This window comes from Micromonospora sp. NPDC003944, from assembly GCF_053605225.1.
The window spans coordinates 1-8,574 of record NZ_JBSGIV010000120.1 but is presented as its reverse complement, the minus strand read 5'-3'; the positions used below and the strand labels follow the sequence as shown (position 1 = coordinate 8,574).

Here is an 8,574-nt window from a genome sequence, read left to right as displayed (position 1 = left end):
GCCCACCCACCCCACCCCCCGCCCCGACCCTTCACGCGGTTGATCAAGAGGTTTGCGTCAGAAACCGGGCTCGGAGTGACGCAAACCTCTTGATCAACTTGAGGATGCGGAGGGGTTAGGCCAGGAAGATCAGGGCCAGCCAGCCGCCGACGATGAGCGCCAGCGCCAGGGCCAGCACCCACGTCGGCACCGTGTATTCACCGCGCCGGTTACGGTCGATCTCGGCGCGGATCTTCTCCCGCCGGCGTTCGACCCAGTTCTGCCGCTCGGTGCCGCGCTCGGAGCGGTCGGAAGGTCCAGAAGTCGTCATGGCGCGCTCAGCCTACCGGGCCGCCCGGCTCCGGCGGCGTAGCCCACCGCCGGAGCTGAGGCAGCCTGTCACATGCTGGCGATCAGCCGCTCGACCCGCTCGTCGTACGCCCGGAACGGGTCCTTGCAGAGCACGGTGCGCTGCGCCTGGTCGTTGAGCTTCAGGTGCACCCAGTCGACGGTGAAGTCCCGGCGCTTCTCCTGGGCGTGCCGGATGAACTCGCCCCGCAACCGGGCCCGGGTGGTCTGCGGCGGAGTCTCCTTGGCCTCGAAGATCTCCGGGTCGGTGGCCACCCGGTCGACGTCGCCACGGCGCTCCAGCAGCCCGTAGAGACCCCGGCCACGGCGCACGTCGTGGTAGGCCAGATCCATCTGCGCCACCCGGGGGTGCGACAGCGGCAGGTCGTGCTTGCGCTGGTAGCGCTCGATCAGCCGCAGCTTGCTGACCCAGTCGATCTCCCGGGAGACCGGCTCCAGGTCGCCGGTCTCCACCGCGTTGAGCACCCGGCCCCACAGCTCGACGACCCGCTTGGCGGCCTGGTCGCCGCCGCGCCGCTCGACGAACTCGGTGGCCTTGGCCAGGTATTCCTGCTGGATGTCCAGTGCGCTGACCTCCTTGCCGTTGGCCAGCCGCACCTTGCGCCGGCCGGTGATGTCGTGCGACACCTCCCGGATGGCCCGGATCGGGTTCTCCAGGGACAGGTCGCGCATCACCACCCCGGCCTCGATCATCCGCAGCACGATGTCGGCGGTGCCGACCTTGAGCAGCGTGGTGACCTCGTTCATGTTGGAGTCGCCGACGATGACGTGCAGCCGCCGGTAGCGCTCGGCGTCGGCGTGCGGCTCGTCGCGGGTGTTGATGATCGGGCGGCTGCGGGTGGTCGCCGAGGAGACGCCCTCCCAGATGTGCTCGGCCCGCTGGGAGAGGCAGTAGACCGCGCCGCGTGGGGTCTGCAGGACCTTGCCGGCCCCACAGATCAACTGCCGGGTGACCAGGAACGGGATGAGCACGTCGGCGAGCCGGCCGAACTCGCCGTGCCGCGAGACCAGGTAGTTCTCGTGGCACCCGTACGAGTTGCCGGCCGAGTCGGTGTTGTTCTTGAACAGGTAGATCTCACCCGCGATGCCCTCGTCGTGCAGCCGCTTCTCGGCGTCGACGAGCAGGCCCTCCAGGATCCGCTCGCCGGCCCGGTCGTGGGCGACGAGGTCGGTCACCGAGTCGCACTCCGGTGTCGCGTACTCCGGGTGCGACCCGACGTCCAGGTAGAGCCGGGCCCCATTGCGCAGGAAGACGTTGCTGGACCGACCCCAGGAGACCACGCGCCGGAACAGATACCGCGCGACCTCGTCCGGGGACAGCCGCCGCTGCCCGCGATAGGTGCAGGTGACGCCGTACTCGGTCTCGAGGCCGAAGATTCGCCGCTCCATGGTGTGACATTAGCCGCCCGGAGGCCCGGTTCGTCACTGTCACACCACAGGTCGTGCTCCAGGCGTGGTCACATACCGGTTGAGTGCGACATTCCGTCCGGCCCGAGGCTCGCCACGAACCGCTGGCAGTTGTCGTACTCGGGAAGCAGACCTTGCTCGCGGGCCTGGGCGAGGGTCGGCGCCGCGTCGTCGCGCGCGGACAGCAGCGGGACGTCGGCGGGCCACTCGATGCCCAGCTCCTCGTCCAGCGGGTGCACCGCGTGCTCGCCGGTCGGGTTGTAGGTGGCCGAGCAGAGGTAGCTCAACGTCGCGTCGTCGGTCAGCGCGCAGAACCCGTGCCCCAGCCCCTCGCTGAGGTAGACCGCCCGCCGGTCGGTGTCGTCCAGCCGGACGCCCTCCCAACGGCCGAACGTCGGCGAACCCACCCGCAGGTCCACGATCACGTCGAGGACCGCGCCCCGCACACAGGTCACGTACTTGGCCTGCCCGGGCGGGACGTCGGCGAAGTGGACGCCGCGCACCACGCCACGCGCGGAGACCGACAGGTTGGCCTGGGCCAGCCGCAGCGGGTGCCCCACCGCCTCGGCGAGCCGGTCGAAGCGGTACCACTCCATGAACATGCCGCGCGGGTCGCCGTGCTGCTGGGGGCTGATCTCCCAGGCGCCCTCGATGCTCAGCTCCCGGATCTTCACCAGGAACCCCCGTCGCCGGTGGTCTGCTCGCTCAGCAGACCGAGCAGGTAGTCGCCGTAGCCGCTCTTGGTCAGCGGCTCAGCGAGGGCGCGCAGCTGCGCGTCGTCGATCAGGCCGGCCCGCCAGGCGACCTCCTCGACGCAACCGATCTTGAGCCCCTGCCGCTCCTCGACCACCCGGACGAACTCGGCGGCCTGCATCATCGAGGTGAACGTGCCGGTGTCCAGCCAGGCGGTGCCCCGGTCCAGCACCGTCACCGACAGCTCCCCGGTCTCCCGGTACACCTCGTTGACCGCCGTGATCTCCAGCTCGCCGCGGGCGCTCGGGGTGAGCTTGCGGGCGATGTCCACCACCCGGTTGTCGTAGAAGTACAGGCCGGGCACCGCGTAGCGGGACTTCGGACGGGCCGGCTTCTCCTCGATCGAGAGCACCCGACCGTCGGCGTCGAAGTCGACCACGCCGTACTCCTGCGGGTTGGCCACCTGATAGGCGAAGACCCGCCCGCCGACCGGGTCACCGTGCGCGGCGAGCTGCCGACCCAGACCCACGCCGTGGAAGATGTTGTCACCGAGGACCAGCGCCACCGACTCGGCGCCGATGAAGTCCGCGCCGAGGATGAACGCCTGTGCGATGCCCTCCGGACGCTCCTGGCTGACGTACTCCAGTCGCAGCCCGAACTGGCTGCCGTCGCCGAGCAGCCGACGGAACTGGTCCTGGTCGTCCGGGGTCGTGATCACCAGGATCTCCCGGACCCCGGACATCACCAGGGTCGAGAGCGGGTAGTAGATCATCGGCTTGTCGAAGACCGGCATCAGCTGCTTCGAGACCGCCCGGGTGATCGGCCAGAGCCGGGATCCGGTGCCGCCGGCAAGTAGGATTCCACGCACCGGGGAAGCCTAGCCGTACCCGGGCAGATTGTGCGGGGGTCGCGTCCCAGGCGTCGCGTCACCTGTCGCGTATACTTCCGGACCCGTGAGGATCCTCGTCACCGGCGGAGCCGGATTCATCGGGTCGGAGTACGTTCGCCTGCTGTTGGGCAAGCCCCTCGGCAGTGCGGACGGCGTGCCGCCGCTCGAGCCGGCCGTCGTGACCGTGCTGGACAAGCTGACCTACTCGGGCAACCTGGCCAACCTCGAGCCGGTCAGCGACGACCCTCGACTACGGTTCGTGCAGGGCGACATCTGCGACCCGGTCGTGGTCGACGAGGTGGTGGCCGAGCACGACGTGATCGTGCACTTCGCCGCCGAGTCGCACGTCGACCGCTCGATCGCCGGGGCCGCGCCGTTCGTCACCACGAACGTGCTGGGCACGCAGACGCTGCTCGACGCCGCGCTGCGCCACGGCACCGGCCGGTTCGTGCACGTCTCCACCGACGAGGTCTACGGCTCGATCGACGAGGGCTCCTGGACCGAGACCTGGCCGCTCGCCCCGAACTCCCCGTACTCGGCGTCCAAGGCGGGCTCCGACCTGCTGGCGCTGTCGTACCACCGCACCCACGGCATGGACGTGGTCGTCACCCGCTGCTCCAACAACTACGGCCCGTACCAGTTCCCCGAGAAGGTCATCCCGCTGTTCGTCAGCAACCTGCTCGACGGTGGCACCGTCCCCCTCTACGGCGACGGCGGCAACATCCGCGACTGGCTGCACGTGCACGACCACTGCCGCGGCATCGCCCTCGTCCAGCAGAAGGGCCGCGCCGGCGAGGTCTACAACATCGGCGGCGGCACCGAGCTGACCAACAAGGAACTCACCGGCCTGCTCCTGGACGCCTGCGGCGCCGGGTGGGACCGGGTCGTCCCGGTCACCGACCGCAAGGGCCACGACCGCCGGTACTCGCTGGACATCACCAAGATCAGCGAAGAGCTCGGCTACCACCCCAGCATCACCCTGGACCAGGGCCTCGCCGACACCGTCCGCTGGTACCGGGACAACCGCAGCTGGTGGGAGCCCCTCAAGTCCGCGCCGACCGCATGACCCGACTCCTCGTCACCGGTGCGGGCGGGATGCTCGGCCGGGACCTGATCACCGTCCTGGGGACCCGACCCGACCTGAAGGTCACCGCCGCCACCCGCGCCGACCTGGACATCACCGACCGCGCGGCGGTGGACGCCGCCGTCGCCGGGCACGATCTGGTGATCAACGCGGCGGCGTGGACGAACGTCGACGCCGCCGAGGTCGACGAGGCGGCGGCGACCGCCGTCAACGGCGACGCGGTGGCCAACCTGGCCGCCGCGTGCGCCACCGACGGCACCCGGCTGATCCAGGTCTCCACCGACTACGTGCTCGCCGGCAACGCCGACACCCCCTACCCGGAGGACGCGCCCACCGCGCCGGTCAACGCGTACGGCCGCGGCAAGCTGGTCGGCGAGGAGGCCGTCGCGCGGCTGCTGCCCGACACCGGGTACGTGGTGCGCACCGCGTGGCTGTACGGCGCACACGGCCCCAACTTCGTGGCCACCATGCTCCGACTCGCCGGCCAGCACGAGCACCTCGACGTGGTCGACGACCAACACGGCCAACCCACCTGGTCCTACGCGCTCGCCGAACGACTCGTCGCGCTGGCCGACGCGGCGCTGGCCGGCCACGCGACGCCCGGCGTCTACCACGGCACCTGCGCCGGGCAGACGACCTGGTACGGGCTGGCCAGAGCCGCGTTCACGCTGGCCGGACTGGACCCGGACCGGGTCCGACCCACCACCAGCGACCGGTATCCGCGTCCCGCCCCCCGGCCTGCGTACAGTGTGCTAGGGCACAGCCGCTGGGCAGCCGTGGGTCTGCCTCCGCTTCCAGACTGGCACGACGCCCTGGTTGACGCGTTCCACTCCCCCGCTCCACCCGCCCCGTGGAAGGTCGCATGAAGCTCACCCTCGTCACCGGCCTGACCGGCCTGCTGCTCCTCGGCACCATCGTCGAGCTGCTGCGCCGCCGTCAGCTGCGCGAGAAGTACGGCATGCTCTGGCTCGCCGTGCTGATCATCGTGATTCCGCTGTCCCTGTTCCCCCGGCTGCTCGACAACGTCGCCGAACTCCTCGGTGTCGCCTCCGGTGTCAGCCTGGTGCTCTTCCTCGGCATCGTCTTCCTGTTGCTGGTGTGCGTACACCTCAGCTGGGAGGTCAGCGCCCTGGAAGAAGAGACCCGCACCCTGGCCGAAGACTTCGCCCTGCTCCGCGCGCAGATCGACGCGGACCGGGCAGCCCGAGACGAACTGGTGTCGACCGATGGTTAACGGCAAGCGCACATTGATCATCATCCCGGCGCTCAACGAGTCCGGCTCGATCGCCGACGTCGTCGGCGAGGTCCGCGGCGAACTGCCCGGTGTCGACGTGCTCGTCGTCGACGACGGCTCCACCGACCGCACCGCCGCCGTCGCCGCCGCCGCCGGCGCCCACGTCGCCAAACTGCCGTACAACCTCGGCGTCGGCGGCGCCATGCGCCTCGGCTACCGCTACGCCCGGGACAACAACTACGACGTCGCCATCCAGATCGACGCCGACGGCCAGCACGACCCCCGGTACGTGCCGAAGCTCGTCGACCTGCTCGACGACAACGACCTCGTCATCGGCGCACGTTTCGCCGGTGAGGGCGACTACAACGTCCGCGGCCCCCGCCGCTGGGCGATGGTGATGCTCTCCGCCGTGCTGTCCCGGGTCGCCCGCACCAAGCTCACCGACACCACCTCCGGCTTCCGGGCCGCCAACCGGCGGGTCATCGAGATGTTCGCCGGCTGGTACCCGGCCGAGTACCTCGGCGACACGGTGGAGACCCTGGTGCACACCGCCCGCCGGGGCTACCGCATCCGTCAGGTGCCGGTGGCCATGCGCAAGCGGATGGCGGGCACACCCAGCCACTCCCCCGCCAAGGCGATGGTCTACCTCGGCCGCGCGTTCGCTGTCCTCACGCTGGCGCTCATCCGCCGGTGATCCGACGGCTACTGAGCCTGGTCCCGCCCGGCACCGTCGCTGTCGGTGCCGGGCTGGCCCTTCTCGGGCTCGCCTCCTACGTTCACCTCGCGGTCGCCGGCCACAGCCTGAGCAAGGCCGACTACTCGTCCCTGTCCGTGCTCTGGTCGATCGTGTTCACCCTCGGCATCGGGGTGTTCATGCCCATCGAGCAGGAGGTCGCCCGGATCGTCGCCGCCCGGCACAGCCAGGGCCTGCCCCCCGGGCCGGTGCTGACCCGCGGCGTCACCGTCGCCGCGGCGCTGCTGGCTGTGCTGGTGCTGGCCGTCACCGTCGGCCGTCAACAGCTCGCCGACAAGCTCTTTGCCGGTGACGGCAGCCTGGTCACCGTGCTGATCGGCGCACTCGCCGCGATGGCCGTCGCCTACGCCACCCGCGGCGTCCTCTCCGGCCTGCAACTGTTCCCCTGGTACGGCGCTCAACTCGGGATCGACGGCGGCCTGCGCATCATCATGGTCGCCCTGCTCGGGCTGGCCGGGGTGACCGCCCCCGTCTGGTACGGGCTCGTGCTCGTCGCCGCCCCGCTGGTCAGCGTCCTGCTCACCCTGCCGCCGGTGCTGCGTGCCATCGGCGCGGGCCCGCCGGTGCCCTGGGCCACCCTGCTGCGCGGCCTCGGCCTCCTCACCGCCTCCAGCCTGCTCTCCCAGGTCGTGGTGAACATCGGCGTGATCAACGTGCAGTTGCTCGCCCCCTCCGACGCGGCAGCGGCCGGCGCGTTGCTCTCCGCCCTCGTCCTGGTCCGCATCCCCCTGTTCGTCTTCGGCTCCCTCCAGGCGTCCCTGCTGCCCGGCCTCGCCACCACCGCCACCACCGGCGACCAGGCCGGCTTCCACAGCCTGCTGCGACGGGCGCTCGGCATCGTCACCGCGCTCGGCCTCACCGGCGCCCTCGGCGCCGTGCTGCTCGGCCCATGGCTGGTCGGCACCCTCTTCGACGCACCCGGCGTCCTCGGCCACGGCGACTTCGCCTGGTTGGCGGCCGCCACACTCGCCTACCTGTGGGCGATGGTGCTCGGCCAGGCCCTGCTCGCCCTCGACCGGCACCGCGCCCAGGCCCTCGCCTGGACCGCCGGCGTCGCCGCCCTGGTCGCCGTGACGCTGATCCCGGCTCCGGTCACCCTGCGGGTCGAACTGGCGTACACCATCGGCTCCGTCATCGTGGCCGCCACCATGGCGTTGCTGCTGCGCGGCGGCACCCGCCGACCCACCCCCACCCGGCCGCCCGCCGAGGCCGTCGCCCCTGCCGTATCCGGAGGCATCCGATGACCCGACCCCGGGTGAGCGCCGTCATGCTCGCCTACGGCCCGGAGCCCTACCTCGTCGACGCCGCTCGGGCCGTGCTGGCCAGCACCGACGTCGAGATCGACCTCATCGTCGTCGACAACGGCTGCACCGGGGACGGCATCGACATCGTCAAGGGCCTGCCCGGTGTGCGGGTGCTCCGACCGGAGGAGAACACCGGCTACTCCGGCGGCTGCCGGGTCGGCGCGGCCGAGGCCACCGGCGACTGGCTCGCGTTCGTCAACTCCGATGCCGTCGTCGCGCCCGACGCCCTGGCCAAGACCACCGCCGTCGCCGCCGAAGCGGGCGTCGGCGCGGCCATGGCGTCCATCCGGTTGGCCGACACCCCCGAGCTGATCAACACCAGCGGTAACCCGTTGCACTTCACCGGGCTCTCCTGGGCCGGCGGCAACGGCGAACCGGCGAGCAACCACGCCCAACGGCGGGTCGTCCCCTCCCTCAGCGGCTGCTGCTTCGTGATCAGCCGGCAGCTCTGGCGCGACCTCGACGGCTTCGCCGCCGAGTACTTCGCCTACCACGAGGACACCGAACTCAGCCTGCGACTGTGGCAGCGCGGCCTCCGACTGGAGTACGTGCCGGACGCCGTGGTGCGTCACCACTACGAGTTTTCCCGCAACACCCTGAAGCTCTACCTGGTCGAGCGGAACCGACTGGTCACCCTGCTCACCGCGTACGAGGCGCGGACGCTCGTCGTGCTCGCCCCGGCGCTGTTGCTCACCGAGGCCGCCATGCTCACCGCCGCACTGGTCGGCGGCTGGTCCCGGCAGAAACTGCAGGGCTGGGGCTGGCTGTGGCGCAACCGCGACTGGGTGCGCGGCCGGCGGCGGCAACTACAGGCCGAACGCCGGGTGCCGGACGGGGTCATCGCGGAGCTGATGACCGGTC

The 8,574-nt window shown here is 70.9% G+C and carries 10 protein-coding genes; 6 read left to right on the top strand and 4 right to left on the bottom strand.

The window, feature by feature from the left end; genetic code table 11:
- Positions 1–115: 115 nt before the first annotated feature.
- The 4 genes from ACWER9_RS31290 to rfbA all read right to left on the bottom strand — a co-directional run bounded on the left by ACWER9_RS31290 (position 116) and on the right by rfbA (position 3,316).
- The gene (locus tag ACWER9_RS31290; protein ID WP_452305238.1) at positions 116–310 is read right to left on the bottom strand and encodes a hypothetical protein; all 195 of its coding nucleotides are present in this window, start codon (positions 308–310) and stop codon (positions 116–118) included.
- A gap of 68 nt (positions 311–378) precedes the next feature.
- Positions 379–1,737 carry a Pup--protein ligase gene (pafA, locus tag ACWER9_RS31285; RefSeq protein ID WP_030332925.1) on the bottom strand — a complete coding sequence of 453 codons (1,359 nt, stop codon included), beginning with the start codon at positions 1,735–1,737 and terminating at the stop codon, positions 379–381.
- 68 nt (positions 1,738–1,805) lie between these two features.
- The gene (gene rfbC, locus ACWER9_RS31280) at positions 1,806–2,429 is read right to left on the bottom strand and encodes a dTDP-4-dehydrorhamnose 3,5-epimerase (RefSeq protein WP_452305237.1); all 624 of its coding nucleotides are present in this window, start codon (positions 2,427–2,429) and stop codon (positions 1,806–1,808) included.
- Complete coding sequence (gene rfbA, locus ACWER9_RS31275) at positions 2,426–3,316, bottom strand: glucose-1-phosphate thymidylyltransferase RfbA (protein WP_452305236.1); 891 nt, start codon at positions 3,314–3,316, stop codon at positions 2,426–2,428. The genes rfbC and rfbA overlap by 4 nt, the downstream gene beginning before the upstream one ends.
- A gap of 85 nt (positions 3,317–3,401) precedes the next feature.
- On the opposite strand from rfbA, the gene rfbB reads away from it, so the two are divergent.
- The 6 genes from rfbB to ACWER9_RS31245 all read left to right on the top strand — a co-directional run.
- Entirely contained in the window at positions 3,402–4,403 is a 1,002-nt protein-coding gene (rfbB, locus tag ACWER9_RS31270; RefSeq protein WP_452305235.1) for a dTDP-glucose 4,6-dehydratase, read from the top strand.
- Positions 4,400–5,287 (top strand): dTDP-4-dehydrorhamnose reductase, encoded by an 888-nt coding sequence (gene rfbD / locus ACWER9_RS31265; RefSeq protein WP_452305234.1) that lies wholly within the window; start codon positions 4,400–4,402, stop codon positions 5,285–5,287. The genes rfbB and rfbD overlap by 4 nt, the downstream gene beginning before the upstream one ends.
- Positions 5,284–5,655 carry a DUF2304 domain-containing protein gene (locus ACWER9_RS31260; protein ID WP_139584287.1) on the top strand — a complete coding sequence of 124 codons (372 nt, stop codon included), beginning with the start codon at positions 5,284–5,286 and terminating at the stop codon, positions 5,653–5,655. The genes rfbD and ACWER9_RS31260 overlap by 4 nt, the downstream gene beginning before the upstream one ends.
- Complete coding sequence (locus ACWER9_RS31255) at positions 5,648–6,349, top strand: glycosyltransferase family 2 protein (RefSeq protein ID WP_452305233.1); 702 nt, start codon at positions 5,648–5,650, stop codon at positions 6,347–6,349. Before ACWER9_RS31260 ends, ACWER9_RS31255 begins: the two co-directional genes overlap by 8 nt.
- Entirely contained in the window at positions 6,346–7,653 is a 1,308-nt protein-coding gene (locus tag ACWER9_RS31250; RefSeq protein WP_452305232.1) for a lipopolysaccharide biosynthesis protein, read from the top strand. Before ACWER9_RS31255 ends, ACWER9_RS31250 begins: the two co-directional genes overlap by 4 nt.
- The coding region (locus ACWER9_RS31245) for a glycosyltransferase family 2 protein (protein WP_452305231.1) at positions 7,650–8,574 on the top strand (925 nt) is incomplete at its 3' end. The genes ACWER9_RS31250 and ACWER9_RS31245, both read left to right, overlap by 4 nt.